Genomic DNA, 19,137 nt, shown 5'->3' with positions numbered 1-19,137 from the left:
AAAAATTAACTAGGGAAAGAAAAAACATGGGATTACTCAACAAGTTAAATAACAAAAGTTGCTATAGCGTAATGAATTCCGCCTTAACCGACAACGACGACGAATTGGAAAAAGTTCAAAAGTCGGATACTAGACTGTTCGACGCTTCTTTTCCGGCGTTATCTTTAGTCAACGAGTGGAGAAACAGAATATTATCCCTTGCTTCCGACCAGGTAGATATAATGGAAATCACCATAGATACCAAAAAGAATGCGGGGGTTTTCAGAGGCGAGATAGAAACGGCGGTTCAAAGGATAACCAGCGTGGCTGCCGCAACGGAAGAAATGTCTTCCACGGCGAAGGAAATAGCCAAAAACGCGCAGGCGGCGGCGGGAGAAGCCGGAGATACCGTTAAAAAAACCAAAGAAGGCTCGGCGGCGTTAGAAGAACTTGTTTCAAGAATGGAGCAGGTCGAACAGGCCGTTAAAACTATGGGGGAATCCATAAATCAATTTGTAACAAGGACGCAGAAAATAGTCGAACTTACCGATAAAGTAAAAGAAATCGCGGCGCAGACGAATCTTCTTTCTTTAAACGCCGCGATAGAAGCGGCAAGGGCAGGTGAACACGGCAGAGGATTTGCGGTAGTAGCCGACGAAGTAAGGACTCTGGCGGAAAAATCCGCTCAGGCGGCAAAAGAGATAGAACAGGTTACCCAGGACATAGGCGGACAGTCTAAAGAAGTAGAAATTAAAGTCAATGAAGGGCTTTCTCACCTTAAGAACTCGCAGGAATCTTTGGACGTCGTAACGAACGTTATGTCGATAGCCGATAAAGCCGCTACCCAGACGAGCGAACAGGTAACGTATATCGCTACCGCGGCGGAAGAACAGTCCCAGGTCGCCGCGGAAATGGCCAATAATCTTTCATCTCTGTCCTCGGGCATGGAAGAAATACAAAATACCTTCGACACCATCGGTTCCTATTTCGATAAGATAATTAAAGAACAGTCTAATTCGTTAAAAACCTTTTCGGATTGGAAATTTGACTGCATGCTTTTAAACATAGTAAAGGCGGACCATTTATTGTGGGTCACAAGAGTGTTGGACGCACTTTCTAATAAACAGATATCTTTAAGCAGTTCAGAATTAACCGACCATCATCAGTGCAGGCTCGGCAAGTGGTACGACGGCATAGGCAGACAGAAATACGGAGATTATAAAGAATTTATAGAATTAGGGCAGATCCATCCGAAAGTCCACGAAACCGGAAAAGCTCTAATCGACGCTTTAAACGCAAAAGACACGGATAAAGCAAATAGCTTAGCCGACAAGTTGATAGGCTACAAAAATCAGGTAATAAAAACTATCGACGACTTAAACGATAAAGTCAAAGCGAACAATATTTACAACAGGCAAAAAAAATAGTGGATTCGATAAATAATCCTATCAACGTAATATTTTTGTGGCATTTTCATCAGCCGTATTACAAAGATAATTTTACCGGCGAAATGCTGATGCCGTGGACGAGGCTGCATGCAACAAAAGACTACTATTACATGGGAGCGCTTTTAAAAAATCATCCCGAAATACACGCTACTTTTAACTATTCGCCGTCCTTGCTCAGTCAGCTTGAAGATTATACCGGCAATTACGGCGCACTTCTTAAAAACGAAGAATTTTTAAGCATATCCGATGGAAAAATATCGAAACTTTCGCTTGAGGACAAACTTTTTATTATAGAAAAATTTTTTCCCGCATGTTCTTCAAGCAATAATTTCATAGAAAAAAGCGCCAGGTTTAAACAACTTTATGCAAGATTAAAAACGGCAGACGGCGGAGGACTTGAGGAAAAAGTCGATATGTTCGATACTCAGGACTATTTAGATATTGTTGTCCTGTTTAATCTTATGTGGTTTGACCCTGTTTCCATAGCTGAAGACGAGTTTTTAACCGCTTTAAAAAATAAAGACAAAAAATTTACTGAAGAAGAAAAAGACAGATTAATTAAAGAAAAAATTCCGCAGGTTTTAAATAAAATACTTCCCTTAATAACCGAACTTGCAAAAAACGGACAAATTGAACTTTCCGCAAGCCCTTACTATCATCCAATACTGCCTCTGCTGTGCGACACCGATATAGCCGATTTTCACGACGGCATAAAACTGCCTATGCCTTTCAGACATCCTGAAGATGCAGATTATCAAATTAAAAGCGCATTGGATTATTTCAGCGGCAAATTAAAATATAAAGTTAAAGGAATGTGGCCGTCAGAAGGAAGCGTTAGCGAAAAGGCTTTAAAACTTTTTATGGACAACGATATAAACTGGATAGCTACGGATGAAGAAATCTTAGAAAACTCCATAGGAACAAATCTAAAGGATTTAAGATTGCGAAAATTATTATACAGGCCATATGTAATAAAAAGAAACGACAAATTTTTATATATTTTTTTTAGGGATAAAGGGCTTTCGGATTTAATAGGTTTTAAATATTCAAATTACGAACCTAAAGCCGCGGCGGAAGATTTAATAAATAACCTTAAAAATATAGCATTAAGTATTCAAGATTACGATAAAAATGGACTATCTGCAGTACCGATAATATTGGACGGCGAAAATGCATGGGAATATTATAAAAATAACGCATACGATTTTTTTAATTATCTTTATGAAAATATTACTAAAAACTCAAAAATTATAAAAACGCTTACCGTTAGCGAATATATTAAAAAAACGGAAGAAACTTTAAAAATAACCGATGCCGAACCGGAATCAGGTACCTATGAAAACGGCAAAACCGGAGTTAAAGTTAAATCGTTTTTCGATATTAAATGGAATACCGACCCTGACAAAGATAGCGATTTCGATTATTCTAAAATATACAACATACCTATGATATACCCGGGTTCATGGATTAACCATAATTTCAGAATATGGATAGGGGATAAAGAAGACAACAGAGCTTGGGATATTCTTTCTAAAACAAGAGATTATCTTTTACAGAAAGATAAAGAAGCATATGCCGACAAAAATGACGCAGCGGCGCCGGTTAATATAGAAAACGGCGCCGGACCAAATTTTAAAGCGGCATGGAAACAAATATTTATAGCGGAAGGAAGCGATTATAACTGGTGGTACGGGGAAGACAGAACGTCCGGCATAGACGAAGAATATGATTTCCTTTACAGAACACATCTTATAAACGTGTACAAATTTTTAAACGAAACCCCGCCCGACGAATATTTTATACCTTTGTTAGAAGGTAAAAAAGCAGTAAAACCTAATATGGATATAGTATCGTATATTTATCCGAAAATAGACGGCATAGCAGATAATTATTTTGAATGGCTCGGAAGCGCGGTATTTTTCCCAAGTATCTTATCCGGTAAGGCAATGGCGCATACCGACAGATTTATAAGAAAAATGCAATACGGATTTAATGGTGAATATTTTTTCATGAGATTTGATTTCTTTAAAAAAGACTATTCAGAATTGTTAGGAAAAGTACTTATAATAAAATTTATAAATAATTCTGATGTTGAAGTAAAAATTGAATTTAATATAAATAACTCATTAAATTTACTATTAAATTCGCCTTATATTAAAGACGGAAAATCCGCGACTAAACATAATACGGGCAATATTTTGAAAGCCGCATATAATAAAATTCTCGAATTATCCATTAAAACTTTTACCTTAGGCGTAGCCCCAAGCAATCAAATCGACTTTTACGCCGTCCTTACTTATAAAAATAATCCGCTTGTCGAAATAGAGCGTTTTCCGGTCAGCGGTTATTTTGAAACGACGATACCCGATACAAACTTTGAAATAGCGAACTGGATTGTATGATGTCCCATAAGATACATTATGTAAACTGCAAAATATTTTATTATTTATCTATTAACCTATTTATCAGATTCTGCAAAATAGTCGTCCTTGATTGATTAGACCAACCTGTAGCCGATCCCGTACTGCTCCAAACTAATTTTCCGTCTGAAGTGTTATATACAAAAATTGATATTCCTACTGCGGGTTCTCCTTCAATACCGGTTTTATATCTAAATTCGTTTACTGTTCCGGAAATTACGTATTCTATATCTTTTCTTTTTGCGCGTCTAATTAATTTATCAATATTTTTATTGTTACCGTTACTTTTTAAAATTTCAGACGTATTGTAGGTCTTATAACCTTTTGAAGCCATAATACTGTCTATCATAGACGATACTCTTAATCCTGCATGAGGAGTTTCGGTAAAATTTTTAAATACGGCAACTAAATACGATCCGTTTTTTTGCAATCTGGAATTGTCGGAATTTACTACCATTGTAGCGCATGCAGATAATAATACCACAAATAACGACATTTCTAAAAAAATAAACATTTTTTTCATTTCTGCCTCCTTTTTTCTTTTTTTTTTTAATTTTATTTTTATTTATTTAATAAAATAAGCTGTAACTTAAGAAAATATTCATATAAGGAGCCGAAGATCCTTGAAAATCTGAATAATAATTGAACCCTATGCTTAAGTTATCGTAACCGAGTATTGAACCTCCGTAACCGGCACCCATATCATATCCTAGACCAGAACCTGTTTCGTATAAAATATCGGTATATAAAAATGGATGCCATGACTTTTCAAGCTTATTTTTATAATTACTTCCCAATGTAAAACCGCCGCCGGCCAGATTATAACTAGAAGGCAAAGCAGCAGTTCCTTTTACCGGAAAAATTTCAGACATATCCCCGTCGTTGCCGCTGTCGTAATAGCGGTTTGACTGCGCAAAAGCTCTTAATATGATATCTGTATATTCTCCCGTTAATTTATAATCAAATTCGCCGTAAACCCCGTTCCCGTTTCCAATATTTACGTTATTCTGCGACATGTACCAGTCTTGAGAAATATATCCCGTAAAAGAAGCTCTGTTCGTTATATTTTGGAAAATAGATGCTTTTATCTCTCTTTTTAAACCGCCTAAGTATGTAAACAATGTGTCGTCGTCTTTGATATGCTCTCCATAAAATAGTTTTAGAATCGTAGTATCCGTAATTTTACACTCAGGTTCTATACTGAAATAAGGATTCGTTCCTATAGACGATATAACCCCAGCCGATGCTTTAAAATTAAAATCTGAATACTCTTTTTTTAATGTAACTCCGGCATCGTAATGTTTATAAGGAGCGTCTATTATATCTCCGTTGTCGTAAGAAATTTCTTTGCCTATGTTAATATTGGGTGTTAAGCTAAAACCGTCGGCAAGGTTGTATTTTAAATACATATTTTCATATACCTCCCTGTAACCCTGCCAATTAATGTACTTAAAAGATATGTGCGCCCTGTTTGAATATTCGTCTGCTAAGGCTCTAAACTGCCTGTATAATAGGTAATCTTTTCCGTTTTCCTCATACCCTTTAAACGCATAAGTAAAAGCGCCGCCGATATCTCCCGATTCTCTTAGCGCTTCCACCCTGTCTCTTATAGGCAGCGTTGATATCCAATGTTTTAATAACTTGCGCTCGCTATAGGTATTTTTTCTTGACATAGCAATATCAAGTTTCATCCATGGCTTAAGTTTATAACCTTTTTTATTTCGTAAATATTTAACTTTATCGCGCTCATTTTTGTATAACTTATAAGACAAAATAAAATCCCTATACGTTTTTACGGGTAATATTTTTTTAGAATTTTTAAGCATTTTTAAAAAATTTTTTCCGCTTTCAAATTTCATAGATACGCTTAAAAAATTTTCCATGAAAGCTACGTTTCTTTTCAGTTTCCGGTTTTTTTGCAACCGTTTTTTCATTTTTATCCATATACCGTGTCTTATACCGTTTGCTTCGTAGACGTCGCCTCTTAGCGAAAGTATATCTGAGTAAACTAATTGATTGTCTTCGGTTGGGTTTTTCTTTAAATTTTTAGACAACATAAGCGCTTTCCTGCTGTTTTCAAAGTACATATTTAATGAAGCAAAGGGAGCGGCAAGACTGGGATAGTCATAGGCATATTCGCCCCACCTTGAAGATATATATTTAAGCATTTTTATATTACCGGCATTTAATTCCATATAAATTAGTTCCGATAAAAAAGCAGAATTAAATTTCGCATTTAATTCTTTTAAACATATATTTTCGGCTTTTTTAAAACGTCCCGTTTTTACTAAAGCGTTTGCATAATTCAATACAAAATAAGTATTTTTTGAAAGCTCCGTAAAATCCTTAACGCTTAAACTTTTAATTAATTTTATTACGAATCTATTTCTTTTTTCTTTTGAAGCAAGATAAATAACGCCGTCAAAAAGATTTTTTATACGGTATTTTTTCCACCCAGACAATGCATATTTTATAGCTATTTGAGGATTTATATTCGAATAATAAAGATAAATTCTTTCGAAATCGCGCCTTCTGCCCGGAGTATAATTAACCGAAGTTTTGTAAAATCTTCCGTTGGCATCCTCTTTGGTTTCTATTATTCTTACCGTTTTTAAATTTGCCAGATGCATTGAAGCTTTTACGGCAGTTTTATAATGTCCCAGCATCCATCCTATATCTGATAGTTTATCCCAGTATATATAATCGTTGTAAGGAGCTTTAGATACAAAATTTTTTAGAACGTCGAACGCTTTTTTATAATTCATTTTTATAGCCAATATATTAGAATACATTACTATATCTTTTGGGCCAAGACCGAACGTTTTTCTTAAAAGCTTAATAGTTTTTATAGTTTTATTGATTTTGCCTAACTGCCAATAAGTATATATAATATAATTTAAAACCTTTTTTGATTTTTTTTCTTTATAAAGATTAGTCAAATAATTTATAAGTTTTTTTGTGCTTCCGGCCATAGTATATATGAAAACCCTATCTTTTAAACTTGACGATATCATCCCTGTATCCAGCATTTTTACAGCCATGTTCCACTGATGAGAGCCGATATAAAATTTATATAATTTTTCGGCAATATTTTTATCCCCGTTTAGCATAAAAGCCTTATAATAAAATTTCAAACCTATTTCTGTATTTCCCATCCAAATGTAAACCTGTCCGCATTTTTGCCACCAGCGATAATAACCGGGAAACATATTTAACGCTTCACGACAAATTTTTGCGGCATTTTTTAAATCGCCGGCTCCTAAAAATATTTTAAATTCAAGATTAAATAATATATTAAATTTTGAATACTTATTGTTAGTTAATTTATTTTTTACTTTAAATAAATGTGTGCGTAAAAGTTTATTTTTTTTTGCATTGCCATATACATATGGTTTTATAATTTTATTGCTTATGATTGACTGAGAAGATTGAGATTTTACCGGCAAAAAGAAACAAACAAGCAAAAATACCGTAAAAAAAATTAATAAATAAGATATAAGTTTCGATTTGTTATTCATGAACATAAATTACAATAAAATAAATTAACTTTTTATAATTTTAAGCGCAATATCTCTGGCAAAATAAGGATCTCCTGATTGCAAAGCGCAGGTCAATATAAAAGATTGAACTTTTATGCTGTGTAAAAAAAACTTTTCATAAATTCTCAAAAACAGAAAGGTAAATTTATGGTTCTTTTTTAATATAGATTTTTGTATGACTTTTTCAAATAATTTTTCTTTTTTTTTGATATTTTTATGAATTTTAAAATATTTTATCAGTAACTTATAACTTTTTATATAATTATTAGATTTTAAATATAAAACCGTTAATTTTGATAAATATTTATTTTTATATTGAGGATAAACTATCAAATATTTTTTTAAAAGATCCAAAGTTAAAATTTTATTTCCTAAATCAGATTCAAACTTATATCCGTCATGCAACCATTTCAGATTTTTTCTTCCTTTAACAGCCATATATTTTCTTAACTTATAGTTTTTAGTACCTGCAATAATTGACAAGAGAGACTTTATAGACTTTTCTATATATCTTTTTTTTATGCCTTTATTTTTAGTATAATAATATTCGTCTTCCAATATTTTAAATTTAATTTTTGCGTAATCAAAAAAACTTGCGCTATTAACGTCATATTTTATTTTTTTAAAATAAAAACTTGCTTTTTTAAATTTTTTTGCTTTTAAATAATCTTTAATAAGCGCAATTTTTAAATTTGATTTCGGGTCAACCCTTATAACCGCTTTTATGAATTCAGGCGGAATATAGTTTGTATCGGTTAAGATAGTAGTTATAATTTCTTTCTTAGGGAATAACAGTATTAGCATTATAACTACTATCAAAAAAAACAAAGCTATCTCTTTGTATTCTAAGAAATTTTTAATTACATTTTGCTTCGACATAAGCTTTCCTGCCGTTAATTAGTTTATAGCTAAATATATTTCCATTTACGGTTTTAATAAATTTTTTAGAATCTTTTATCTTAATTTTACATTCGGAAGACTGTATTTTAAAATGCAGCGGCACATATGGATTACTTTTTAACTTAAACAGATAACCGTTTTTGGTTTTTTTGAAAAATTTAATCATACCGTTTGCTTCGATTAACCTAAAATTAGGTTTTTTATGACTTAGTATTAGGTAATAACTGCCGGAATTGCTTAAAGCTATATACTCTCTTCCGTTAATTATCCTGTATCCTACGACGCCTTTGCTTAATTTCATATTAGGATAGCCCCATTTTAAAGGAATTCTTAGCGTTCTTAAATTACCGCTATTTTTTATTATCCAGCCGTTACCTTTTTTTGCTATGGCGGTGCTTCTAAAATCCAAATTTTTTCTGGCATATTGGGAAAGAAACATAGGTATCGGGTGCTGTTTTAATGCCCATGTATAAACTTTATTTAAAGCTTTCACCGAAGCCACTTTCTGCCCTGAATACCAGTGGTAATATATATAAATAGGTTTCAATCTATATGGTTTGTCCGTCATTTTAAATGTCTGTATAACGTTTTCAAATCCGTAAAAAGGCCCCCTCCAAAGATGCGTATATATGTCTTCGTTTGCTATTCCCGCATTATTTTGGAAAAAATTTCCTACGTTTCTTCCCATAGGTTTTAGGTATTTTAAAAATGGATGGCTGTATCTAATTGAAGTATTTTTCCAATTAACATTATAAATTCCAATATCGTAAGCCATTCTTACAGCTTTTTCGGGAACGTCGCAATCCCCTGACCACAGTATAACCCTTACCTTTTTTCCTTTAGGCGCAAGATGCTTGTTTATCCAGTTTACCGAACCGATTACGTTACTTCTTACGCTGAATTTATAATCCGGAACGGGTAGTTCGTATCCAGGCTTATCTATCCCCTTTACCAGCGCCGGCCAATTAAATGGATGGGAAAAAGTATGGCTCGCAATCTGAACATTTTTATATTTAAATATTTTCCTAAATATTGCTCTCAGTTGTTTGGCTCTTTTTAAATGAAGTCCGTAAGGTTTTCCTATTAAGTCGGATACTATAACGGATGCATCTACCGGCACTTTGTAATGTTCTAAAATATTTTTTGCAACGTAGCTAGCTATAAATTCATTAGGATTAAAATTAGCATAACCGAAATCGCCATCGCCGTCTATTTGGGCAAAAAGCATTCTCCTTCCGTTTTCCGTAGTAACGTCCGGAACCGGAAAGCTTGTTTTATAAAATATTTTTTTATAAATTTTAAAAGGATTATAAATCCAAAGACCTTTAGAATTCATCAAAGTATTGTCTAATGCATAGCCTCCCCAAGGAGTAATGGCAAAAGGCACCGATTTTTGTCCATATTTATTTTTTATACATACGACGGGCTTTCCGTCTCTAGGTATTAAGTATACATTGTCGTAGCTGACGTTTAAAGGAACTTCATAATCTCCGCCATTCGATTTGAAAACATAAGTATAGCCGTCTGAAATATCGGCTTTATTGTTGTATAGCTTAATGCCTAATCTATTAAGAAACCGGTTTTTTTTAGGAAATCCGAAAGTATTTACAAAAAATATCTTTAATCCGCTATTAATCGACTTTCTAACCCAGCGGTAAAATTTTTTTTGATTTTTTATAGAATTTGCTATAACAAGCGCTCCTGCATATCTGTCGGCGACAAAACCTTTGGGTAGTTTTTTATTAACTTGAAATAAAACAGGCGTAAATCCGATATATTCGAGAGGCGCCATAAAAAAAGCAGGATCAATCCTGTTTGGATTTGAACTGGAATTGCATATTATAATTATTCTTCGTTTTATGAATTTAAAATCGGTAGTTCCGACTATGTTTAAATCTTTGTCGGTAACCCATGGTATAAAACCATTTTTTGCAATTCTAACGACGTCTTTTTTAGTTTCTTGCCTGTTTTTAGGGTTGACGTAATCTATTATTATAACCGGAAGTTTATATTTATTTTTTATAACTTTTAGTTTTTTAAGCATCCATTCCGAATTGCTCTTACTCATTTTAACATAATGCAATCCGCTTTTTCCGCCCAAGCCCCTGTAAAGAGACTCGGCTATTATCCCGTTTACGTCTTTATGGACTTTACCTATAATAGAAAATCCTCTGTTTAATATAATGATTTTATTGGGGAATTTTTTCCTTACGTCTTTAATGAATTTAATTTCGGCCTTTTGAAATTCCGGCCAGTCTTTTTTATTTGATACCAGCTTATATGAATCGAGGGTATCGAACATAAATCCTTTAAAACCCATTTTGGCAATTTTCGGTAAAACGTTGTTAAGAATATAGTTTCTATAGCCTTTTTTTCTTATATTCATGATTTCGGAATGCCAAACCCTATTTTTTCCTATGCCGTAACGTTTTACGTTTTCATAGTAATTTACCGATTTGTCGGTTTCTCCGAAACTAACGTATGCAATAAGTTTTGCCGTATGTTTCAAATAAAATTTTTGCTTAAGAATATTAATACTAGGATTATTGGGATTGGTCACTATCCAGTTATACAAATGATAAACGTCCGTAGGTATGTTTTCATTATATATAATTGCTACATACTTAGGATTTTTAATAGCCGCATGAGTTTCGGTTTTAGCCGAAACCTTAAACGGCAATAAAATAATAATACTAAATAAACATATAAGTAAAATAATGAATTTCATTTAAAAACCTCCTTATATAAATAGATCCTAAAATTACGCAGACTAAAAGGCTTAAAGTAAATCCGTAACCATAATAATAAGGACCTAACTGAATTGATATATATGTAAAAATAAAATTTAGAATAAAAAAAAGCGATGTAATAAAAAGGGAAAAATTTCTTTTATCGAAATAAAACATAAATCCTATTAATACCAATAATATTTGAAGCAGCATAGTTCCTAGCAAAAGTACATGAAATAAAGGAATATAGATATAAGAAATATGTAAAAAATCAAATATGATATTATCAGTAAGAATTATTAATATATCGGCTATAGCTTGTATTCTTATCACGTCAAAAAAAACGCTTCTTGCGGATAAAATCATCTTATTTCCTGCTTCATATATATCTTCTAATGTTTTGCCCTCCGTTATAGTATCATAATATGCCGAATAATATCCCGCAAATTCTCCCTCTAATTTTAGAAAAAAAACCGCCATTCCGGGCATCATAGAAAAATATGCCAATAAAACAGGCGCATCGTAAACTACAGAGGCTCTTAAATGACTAAATACATTGTTTCCGGTCAAAGGAGAAAACCAAAACATAAATTTATCTATCCATAAACCTGCATTATAAAAAAAACCGGTTAATATTAACGTAAAATAAATATTTTTTCTTTTTAGGAAATCAAAAGAAAAAAGTTTATCCGAAGGATAATTATTCATTATAGAAACTATCATTGAAACAAATATTAACGCCTGACCGGCAAAAAAAGCAAACATAAGATAATCTAATCCAAGATGTCCTAAAAAATAAACTATTGCAATGGTTAAAGCGTAACCGCAAATAAACGAATAAACTATCAAATTATAACTTTTTAATCCTGTCAGCATTGAAGCAGCTATCCATTCTCCGCATAAAACAACGAACGAAAGAAGCGAAAGTAAAGTATAAAAAGACGATACGGAATGAAAAAGGTAAATACTTAAAGGAAAATATATTATAAAAGCTATAATCATATTTAAAAGAACCGCCGTTAAAAAATTTGGCAATATGCTTTTATACTCTTTAGTAAAAATTTTGTCTGCGGTAAAACGGGATATATAAAATTGAAAAGTTCCTGAAAAAATCAGGCTTAATGATATAAGATAAGTAATAGAAGTTTGAAAATCTGCGACTATTTTGTCGTTTTTTAAAATAATTTCGGCAATATAAGATGCTAAAATAATGCTAAAAATAGATATTATCCAAGCTCCAGAACTTAAAAACGCAGAATATGCAAAAGTTTGAATTAAAGAAGATAAACTTTTTTTACCTAATTTTTTTCTAAGTTCAAAAGCAATTCCCGCCATTTTTATTAAGACGCCTCTTCGTATAGATGGTTATAATTTTCAAGCATACTTTCAATGGAATAATACCTGTTTACTCTTTCTAAAGCGGCAGACTGGGCTTTTCTCCATTTTTGTTCGTCGGTTAAAAACGCTACATAATTTTTTGCAATAATTTGCGGATTTGCAATCGGAACTATTTCTCCTGCTTTGCCTATTGCCATATCGTCTTCGTCCAATCCGCCGTTTATGAGCTGAGAGCATGCTCCCACATCTGTGCAAATTGCGGGAATGCCTGCGCTAAATGCTTCTAAAACGACCAGCGGCATGCCTTCGCTTATAGAAGTCAGCGTTAAAAGTCCAATTTTAGGCAATATATCGTAAATATTTTTAAAGCCTAAAAATAAACAGTTAGATTCCATGCCAAGCATAGCCACCATATCTTTACATTCTTTGACATAATCTTCATCTTCATCCTCGGGGCCTACAATCCAGCCCTGTATTTGATTATTGGCATCCGACGCCAATTTAATGCTTTTAATAAAAGTCTTAACGTCTTTTATTTGAACTACTCGTCCTATAAGCGCTACGATTTTAGGTATCTCTTTTTGTCTTTGTTTAAGAAGCAAAGACAGTTTTTTAATATCTACGCCATTTGGTATGACCTGCGTTTTATTTGAATCTGCTCCGAAATTAACCTGAAACGTCCTTGCATCGTTAAATAAAGAAATAACATTGTCCGCAGATACATAGGAAAGTTTTCCTAAGGCTTCAAAAAATTTTATCCATACGTTTTTTAAATGTTCGGCATTAAAAAGAGTATTCATAACGGTTTCTTTAACTGAAGCCATGTCGCTGTTAAGTATATCTATTTTTCTTTCTCTTACGTAAATTCCGTGTTCCGTCAGAATAAACGGAGATTTCCTGTTATGCTTAAGTATAGACGAAAGAAATCCTGCGTATCCTGTCGAAGGACTGTGGACTATCTCAAAAGACGGAATTTCTCGTGCAATATTTGCTATTTTCCATATAGGCGCATGAATATTTCTTATAGTCCAAAAATAATCAGTAAAAGACAGATCGTAAGCAAATTCTAAATATTCTTCTTTTATAAATTCCCATGACTTTCTGTCCCGCAAAAAAAAATCTTCGCTAATAAAATTAAAATAAAAGTCTAAAGATTTAATTCTATCCGGAAAATCAGACTTAATTTGTGCATTAAATTGTGCGTGCATTTTTTTAATAAAATTAAATTTTTCCGAAAGCGTTTTTTTTCTTATAGGAATTATTTCTTTTAAAAGCGAATATTTATGATTTTGTCTATTAATATCGTCGAATAAATATGATGCAGACATATAAACAAGGTTATCCGGTATGTCGTATTCAAGTCCTTTATAGTCGTTTTTACCTGCACCCATAAAAACTATTCCGAAATTAATATGCGGCAAACCCTTTATAATTTGATAAATCCATGTAGAAACGCCTCCTCTTACATACGGAAATGTTCCTTCGCAGACAAGCAAAACTTTTATAGGTTTATTTTTATTTTCTATTATTGATTTTTCCATAAATCTATAATATTTTTAAGTTTATTGTTAAGCGTATGCGATTTCATATTTTCAAATATTTTTTTTGATTCTGAATATTTTTTTTCGTTAAAATATATTCCTGCAATATAAGGTATGGTTTTATCTTTAAAATAATCAAAATGTAAGGATTCAGCAAAATATTTCTGCGCTTGTTCTATATCATTCAATTTTAAACTAATTTTCCCTAGCAGAAAAAAATTTTCAAATTTTTTATAATTTTCCTTTATAGACTCAAGCGCATACTGTTTAGATTTTTTTAAATTATAATCGTCGAATTCGTTATCTGAAATATTTTTATAGACCAATTCCCAGTATAAGTTTGCTAAATCTAAATATATTTCGCCTTTATTATTTTTATTGTTTGAATCGTTTAAGTATTTTTTCAATTCCATTATTTTACTATTTATATCTTTTTCGATATTTGAAATGAGTCCAAAAGCAAGAAGCCTGATTTCATCTTGCGGATTATAAAGGCTTTGTTTGACGAACTTATAAGACAAGTCCGGCGATTTATTAATGAGATATAATAAAGAAGATTGCTGGAGATTTATCGGAACTTTTGTATCTGTAAGCCTTGATACTACGGAACCTTCTCCATATTGTCTTCCTGCCACCGATATTATTTTATGTCCTATTTCAAATTCCGGATTTATATGAAATATTTCAGATTTTTCTGAATGCGTTCGTTTTAAAATTAGATATATAATTAAAAAGCACAAAAATTCAAAAATGGGTATAAAAAAATATATAAAAAAGAAAATAAATATTGTTTGATAGTTTTTCTTATATCTTCTTATAGGCAAAGAAATATAAGATACATAAGCAAGAGATATTGCCGAAAAAGCATGTAAAAAAATAAAAAAATATATTGAATAAAAATAACCGTGACAGTAAATAATTGAAATAATTGCTAAAATTTCGCATGCCAGAGATAAAAATATAAAAAATATTCTTATCATTTCTTTTTCACGACTATGTTTTCAATTAATTCTGCAGGCTCCTTATCGATTTGAAAAATTTCCTGTCTTAAATCTTTATAAAAAGTTTCGCCGAACCTGTCTATAATACCGCGGCTTATTCTGCTTACAAAACTTTTACATCCTGATTTTGGCGTAAAAGGTAACATTACTATTGCAATTTTATAGTTATCAACAGCCTCAATCATATCAAGATTTCGAACCTTGTCTTCCATAATAGAATAAAAATCTTTCGAATACTTATCGTCTTTCAAATAAAAAGCTACAATAGAACTTTCTATTTTAAACTTTTCCCAAATTTTATGTAGTCTTTCAATTTCTAACAAAAAATCTATATCGAACAGTTCTATAAATTTTTTAGTTTCTTGGCTTAAACCTTTTATATTTTTTAAATTTTCAAAAAAATAAAAAATAAAAAGATATATAAGCAACAGATTTTCTTTATTATATTCAACAAAGGCAATCTCTTTAATCAAAAAAACCGCATCTAAATTGTCCAAATTAAAAACTGGAATTACTGCAAGATATTCAGAATGTTCATTTTCATCTTTGTTTAATAATGAAGGAAGATAGGTAAGCGTTTTTTCTCTAAATGCTTCCTCTAAAAGATAATCGTTTAATTCAAATTTTACGGGCTCTCCTACATCACCGACATCTTCATATTTTTTGCCTGATTTATTTTTTATAAAAAGCGATGCTCTTTCTATTTTAAACAGTTGCGACAACATAGTAACCATTTCTGAGTAAGGTTTTTCGCCGTAAGCGAACAATTTTTTAATATCCTGAATCATACCTCTGACGGTAACCTGTTTAGTAACATAGCTTTTCTCAATCTGATCGAATGAAAGTTTTAAGAAATAAAAATTTTTTCTCAACTCGTTAAATTTTTCCTCAACATATTCACTTTTTTCTTCGGCTTTTTTTACGTTACGGTTCCAATAAAAATAAAATTCTCCAAAAACCAGAACCATTAGCAGATTGAATAAGAAAAAATTAGTAGGAAAAGGCGAATAAAAGTATAATAATATCGGCAAAGACAAAATTAAAGATATCAAACCTGCGACAATACCGTAAAACAAAGTTATTACAGTCAAAAATATTAAAAAATAGTTTACGCTTCCTTTTAAACCAAGAGGATTATGTTTATTTATAAAATATCCTGAAAATACTATAACTGCAAAAAAAATGAATATTTCAACTGTTAATATTTTTATATTTACGTCTCTAAAATTTACTTTAAATTTCATTAAATTTTTTATATATAATTTAAATTTATCAATATATTATTTAAATATAAATAAATTATAATTAAATAATTTTGAATTATAAATAATAAAATTAGAAAAAATCGAAATAAATTTTATTATAATTATTATTAATAGTCAATATTATTTGTGAACCAATATTATTTGTGCATTGCATGTTTTTATAAATAATTTCTTTAATTTGCGAAAATCATAAAATTAAATTATTAAGCCGTATTTAAATTTGACTTTATAAAATTTATAAAGCAAAATAGATTAATATTTTTTATAATAATCTCAAGCAATTTAATAATAATAAATTTTAAGTTTTTTAAGTTTTATAATAAATGAATATTATTTTTATATTTATTATAGTGCCTTCAGCCTTTATTGTCGAATATTTAATCGGACATGTAAAATATAAGGCACACCCTTTAAATATAATTGGTTTAATAGCCGTATATTTAAAAAGAAAGTTCTATAAGCTTTCAAGAGGTATAATTTCGGGATTTTTTTTTAACATTGCAACCATTATATCTATTTCAATATTATTTTTATTTTTAGACTTATTAATCTATCAAGTTTCCAATATATTATTTGATATTTTTTGTGTTTATATTATATCCTCTTTTCTTTCTACCGGAGGACTTAGACACGAAGCATTAAAAATATATAAAATGCTAAAAGCCGGCGACATAAAAGGCGCAAGAAATAATCTTCCGTCTCTTGCCGGCAGAGACGCAGATAATTTGAACGGCTCTGAAATTTCCAGAGCCGTCGTCGAATCGGTTTCCGAAAATACAGGCGACGGAATAGGCTCCGTCGTTTTTTATTTCACTTTGGGAGCAATATCGTCATTGTTATTTTACAAACATTTCTTAACGTTAAAGACGGGATTTTCACGGATTAATTTCATTATATTTTTCGGCGTTTTATTTGCCGTAATTTATAAAACCGTAAATCTTTTAGATTCTATAGTCGGATACAAAAATAAAAAATATGAAAAATTCGGTAAATTTTCTGCTCGTTTAGACGATGCGTTAAATTTTATACCGTTCAGAATAACGGCATTATTCATGATGTTATCTACTATTATTTTAAGTATTGCTTTAAATAAATATGATGCAAAAGATGCCGTTTTATCTTTTATAAAATTCAGGAAAAATCACCCTAGTCCAAACGGAGGACAACTGGAGTCCGTAACTGCAGGCGCACTTAATATTAAATTAGGCGGCGTAAATTATTACGGCGGCGTCGAAAGCAGAAGACCGGTTATCGGATTTGAAAACTATAATAATCCCAATGAAGAAAATATAATTGAAACCGTAAGGATAATGAAGGTATCGTCTGTAATTATTGCAGTCTTTTATACGACCGTATTACTTATAATTTATAATCGTATTTTATAGATAATATTATATATTTTTTATATAGGCAGGTTCGCTAACCTCGCCATACCATATAAGTTGTAAATATTAAATATCTTTACACAATTTTTATTGCGTTAAAAAATACTATGAATATTTTGCCATGAAACAATGCTTATATCTTTATATTTTTTCGATTCTTCCCCGCCGTATATAAGATATTTTTCTACATCCGTACCCGTCAAGCCGCTTAAGGCATTCATATTTTTAAAAAAGTCTTGGTTTATCGTCTGCGACAGTTTAGCCTCTATCGATTTAAATTTTATACCTTCATCGAAAATAAAATCTATTTCGTAACCTTTGGTATCTCTTAAAAAATATATGTTTTCGTCTCTCCCTTTGTTATAAAGAGTTTTTAAAAATTCCGAAAAAACAAACGTTTCAAAAATCTGCCCTTTTAGCGGATGAACGTCTATATGTCCTTTATTCCTTATGCCTAGGAGATAGCACAAAAGACCGGTATCTATAAAATAAAGTTTAGGAGATTTTATAAATCTTTTGCCGTAATTTTTGTAGTATGTATTGGAAAATTTTACAATGTAACTAGTTTCTAGCAACGACAGCCATTGTTTTATCGTATTATGCGAAAGACCGCAATCGTTTCCTATGGACGACAGATTGACAACTTGTCCGGTTCTGGAAGCGCAGATTTTCAAAAATAGTTCAAATTTATTTAAATCGGAAATACGAAGCAAATCTCTTATATCCTTTTCCAAATAGGTAGATACGTAAAAACCGTAATTTTCGGAAGGATTAAGATTAGAGTTATAAACGTTAGGATAAAAACCTTTATACATAAATTCGTATAATTCAGAAGGAACTTCATATCCGCCGTATTCTTTCAGTTCAAAAACAGATAAAGGCAAAAGATGGATAATTGCGGTTCTTCCGGCAAGAGATTGAGATATAGCCGACAAAAGAAGAATATTTTGGCTTCCCGTTATTATAAATTCCCCTGGTATTTTATGTTCATCGACTATTACCTGCAAGTATGAAAGCAGTTCCGGCACTCTCTGAACTTCGTCTATTACGGCGCCTTTTGAAAACCTGCCGAAAAAACCTCTTGGGTCGTTAGATGCAAACATCCTTATTTCAGGATCTTCTAAATTGACGTATTCTTTTTCGGGAAACAGATATTTACATAAAGTCGTTTTTCCAGACTGCCTGGGTCCGGTTATAGTTATTACAGGATAATGTTTCGACAATTCTATAATTTTTGATGAAGATTCCCTTTTTATCATCATAATGTATAAATTATATAACGATTGGAATAATTTGTAAATATTATTGACAAATTATTCAAAAAACGTTAAAAAATTATTGATAATTATGAAAAATGGGGAGTGGTATATGCTTCTTTTATATCAATTTATAATCAAATTGCGTATGTTGTTATATATTAAAATATTGCTTTATTATTCTTCGTATATAAAAACGTGGTTTCCGTTTCCGCGTTTTGCCCTATACATTGCAATATCGGCTTCTTCTATTATTTCATCCGCTTTTTTCCCTTTTTTAAATCCTGATATTCCTATAGACAATCCTATTTTTTTTGATTTTCCGTCGTTATTTAA

General features: G+C 31.4%; 13 protein-coding genes. 3 read left to right on the top strand and 10 right to left on the bottom strand.

The features are described 5' to 3' along the window. The first annotated feature begins 26 nt into the window (after window positions 1-26). Both EVJ48_04940 and EVJ48_04935 read left to right on the top strand, forming a co-directional pair. Window positions 27-1,406 (top strand): hypothetical protein, encoded by a 1,380-nt coding sequence (locus tag EVJ48_04940; protein RZV39278.1) that lies wholly within the window; start codon window positions 27-29, stop codon window positions 1,404-1,406. After that, complete coding sequence (locus EVJ48_04935; protein RZV39277.1) at window positions 1,403-3,829, top strand: hypothetical protein; 2,427 nt, start codon at window positions 1,403-1,405, stop codon at window positions 3,827-3,829. Before EVJ48_04940 ends, EVJ48_04935 begins: the two co-directional genes overlap by 4 nt. Before the next feature lie 40 nt (window positions 3,830-3,869). Here EVJ48_04935 and EVJ48_04930 read toward each other — a convergent pair whose 3' ends face one another. Genes EVJ48_04930 through EVJ48_04895 form a run of 8 tightly spaced genes read right to left on the bottom strand, consistent with a single transcriptional unit; the run spans window position 3,870 to window position 16,139 of the window. Further along, a complete protein-coding gene (locus EVJ48_04930; GenBank protein RZV39276.1) occupies window positions 3,870-4,370 on the bottom strand; it encodes a hypothetical protein in 501 nt (166 codons plus the stop codon). A 46-nt stretch (window positions 4,371-4,416) separates the two neighbouring features. After that, window positions 4,417-7,371: a tetratricopeptide repeat protein gene (locus EVJ48_04925; GenBank protein ID RZV39275.1), complete on the bottom strand. Its 2,955-nt coding sequence runs from the start codon at window positions 7,369-7,371 to the stop codon at window positions 4,417-4,419. 18 nt (window positions 7,372-7,389) lie between these two features. Continuing rightward, complete coding sequence (locus EVJ48_04920) at window positions 7,390-8,265, bottom strand: hypothetical protein (GenBank protein RZV39274.1); 876 nt, start codon at window positions 8,263-8,265, stop codon at window positions 7,390-7,392. After that, window positions 8,243-11,014, bottom strand: a complete 2,772-nt coding sequence (locus EVJ48_04915) for a polysaccharide deacetylase (GenBank protein ID RZV39273.1) — start codon at window positions 11,012-11,014, stop codon at window positions 8,243-8,245. The genes EVJ48_04920 and EVJ48_04915 overlap by 23 nt, the downstream gene beginning before the upstream one ends. Continuing rightward, window positions 10,980-12,350: a hypothetical protein gene (locus tag EVJ48_04910; protein RZV39272.1), complete on the bottom strand. Its 1,371-nt coding sequence runs from the start codon at window positions 12,348-12,350 to the stop codon at window positions 10,980-10,982. Before EVJ48_04910 ends, EVJ48_04915 begins: the two co-directional genes overlap by 35 nt. 5 nt (window positions 12,351-12,355) lie before the next feature. Further along, entirely contained in the window at window positions 12,356-13,894 is a 1,539-nt protein-coding gene (locus EVJ48_04905) for a DUF3492 domain-containing protein (GenBank protein RZV39271.1), read from the bottom strand. Continuing rightward, entirely contained in the window at window positions 13,879-14,874 is a 996-nt protein-coding gene (locus EVJ48_04900; GenBank protein RZV39270.1) for a hypothetical protein, read from the bottom strand. The genes EVJ48_04905 and EVJ48_04900 overlap by 16 nt, the downstream gene beginning before the upstream one ends. Continuing rightward, window positions 14,871-16,139 carry a hypothetical protein gene (locus EVJ48_04895; GenBank protein RZV39269.1) on the bottom strand — a complete coding sequence of 423 codons (1,269 nt, stop codon included), beginning with the start codon at window positions 16,137-16,139 and terminating at the stop codon, window positions 14,871-14,873. Before EVJ48_04895 ends, EVJ48_04900 begins: the two co-directional genes overlap by 4 nt. A 344-nt stretch (window positions 16,140-16,483) precedes the next feature. Here EVJ48_04895 and EVJ48_04890 point away from each other — a divergent pair, with 344 nt between their 5' ends. Then, window positions 16,484-17,545, top strand: a complete 1,062-nt coding sequence (locus EVJ48_04890) for a cobalamin biosynthesis protein (protein RZV39268.1) — start codon at window positions 16,484-16,486, stop codon at window positions 17,543-17,545. A 95-nt stretch (window positions 17,546-17,640) separates the two neighbouring features. On the opposite strand, the gene EVJ48_04885 is transcribed toward EVJ48_04890, so the two are convergent. Both EVJ48_04885 and EVJ48_04880 read right to left on the bottom strand, forming a co-directional pair. Further along, on the bottom strand, window positions 17,641-18,807 hold the full coding sequence (locus tag EVJ48_04885; protein RZV39267.1) for an ATP-binding protein: 1,167 nt from the start codon (window positions 18,805-18,807) through the stop codon (window positions 17,641-17,643). A 171-nt stretch (window positions 18,808-18,978) separates the two neighbouring features. Continuing rightward, window positions 18,979-19,137 (bottom strand): diguanylate cyclase (locus EVJ48_04880; GenBank protein RZV39266.1); only part of this gene is annotated, 159 nt, incomplete at its 5' end.

Source organism: Candidatus Acidulodesulfobacterium acidiphilum (assembly GCA_008534395.1).
Lineage (GTDB): Bacteria > SZUA-79 > SZUA-79 > Acidulodesulfobacterales > Acidulodesulfobacteraceae > Acidulodesulfobacterium_A > Acidulodesulfobacterium_A acidiphilum.
This window is presented reverse-complemented; position numbering and strand designations above follow the sequence as displayed.

What these genes read in the sequence shown, in the direction of transcription:
- EVJ48_04940 (RZV39278.1), top strand. Translation starts at nt 27, where the DNA reads ATGGGATTACTCAACAAGTTAAATAACAAAAGTTGCTATAGCGTAATG.
- EVJ48_04930 (RZV39276.1), bottom strand. Translation starts at nt 4,370, where the DNA reads ATGAAAAAAATGTTTATTTTTTTAGAAATGTCGTTATTTGTGGTATTA.
- EVJ48_04925 (RZV39275.1), bottom strand. Translation starts at nt 7,371, where the DNA reads ATGTTCATGAATAACAAATCGAAACTTATATCTTATTTATTAATTTTT.
- EVJ48_04920 (RZV39274.1), bottom strand. Translation starts at nt 8,265, where the DNA reads ATGTCGAAGCAAAATGTAATTAAAAATTTCTTAGAATACAAAGAGATA.
- EVJ48_04915 (RZV39273.1), bottom strand. Translation starts at nt 11,014, where the DNA reads ATGAAATTCATTATTTTACTTATATGTTTATTTAGTATTATTATTTTA.
- EVJ48_04910 (RZV39272.1), bottom strand. Translation starts at nt 12,350, where the DNA reads ATGGCGGGAATTGCTTTTGAACTTAGAAAAAAATTAGGTAAAAAAAGT.
- EVJ48_04905 (RZV39271.1), bottom strand. Translation starts at nt 13,894, where the DNA reads ATGGAAAAATCAATAATAGAAAATAAAAATAAACCTATAAAAGTTTTG.
- EVJ48_04900 (RZV39270.1), bottom strand. Translation starts at nt 14,874, where the DNA reads ATGATAAGAATATTTTTTATATTTTTATCTCTGGCATGCGAAATTTTA.
- EVJ48_04895 (RZV39269.1), bottom strand. Translation starts at nt 16,139, where the DNA reads ATGAAATTTAAAGTAAATTTTAGAGACGTAAATATAAAAATATTAACA.
- EVJ48_04890 (RZV39268.1), top strand. Translation starts at nt 16,484, where the DNA reads ATGAATATTATTTTTATATTTATTATAGTGCCTTCAGCCTTTATTGTC.
- EVJ48_04885 (RZV39267.1), bottom strand. Translation starts at nt 18,807, where the DNA reads ATGATGATAAAAAGGGAATCTTCATCAAAAATTATAGAATTGTCGAAA.